At 48.0% G+C, this 716-nt stretch carries 1 protein-coding gene and 1 pseudogene; both read left to right on the top strand.

From position 1 onward, the window contains the following. Positions 1-380: pseudogene (locus A3735_RS11385) on the top strand (IS21 family transposase); the annotation flags it as partial. Beyond that, positions 370-716, top strand: a 347-nt coding sequence (locus A3735_RS11380; RefSeq protein ID WP_197485872.1) for an ATP-binding protein, incomplete at its 3' end; no start/stop codon positions are given. The pseudogene A3735_RS11385 and the gene A3735_RS11380, both read left to right, overlap by 11 nt.

Here is a 716-nt window from a genome sequence, read left to right as displayed (position 1 = left end):
AGTATGAATGGAGACATTATCTAGCCGTGGCTCAACGCAAACCAGGAGCACTGCGTAACGGCGCACCGTTCGAGACCTTGCCAGACAGCTTCAAGTCCATTCAAAAGTATTTACTTCGACGACAAGGTGGTGATCGAGAAATGGTCGAGATATTGGCCTTGGTACTTCATCACGACGAACAGCTGGTTGAGCAAGCGGTTGAGGAATCTCTGCGATGCGGGCACCCCTCAAAACAGCATGTAATGAACTGTTTGAGCCGACTCATCGAACAGGAAACACCTGAGCCTTTGCTAACACCACCCTCTCTCATTCTAAACGAAGAACCTATTGCCAACACACAACGCTACGATCAACTAAGAGGTCATCCTTATGCACATTGAAACCATGATCCACACCTTCAAACAACTCAAACTACACGGTATGGCCAACAGTGTTATGGAGCTATCACAGCAAGCTGGGCCATCTTACCTTCAAGCACAGCCCATTCTTGAAGCCTTGATCAAAGCTGAAGTAACAGATCGAGAAGTGCGATCAATCGCTTATCAGATGAAGCATGCAAGGTTCCCAGCCTACCGTGACCTAGCTGGCTTTGACTTCAATCAAAGCAGTGTAGATGAAACGCTTGTCAAAGCGCTTCATCGCTGTGAGTTCATCGAAGGCAGCCACAACATCGTACTTATAGGAGGCCCTGGCACGGGTAAAACTCACTTAGCAAC

Source organism: Oleiphilus sp. HI0061 (assembly GCF_001635675.1).
This window is presented reverse-complemented; position numbering and strand designations above follow the sequence as displayed.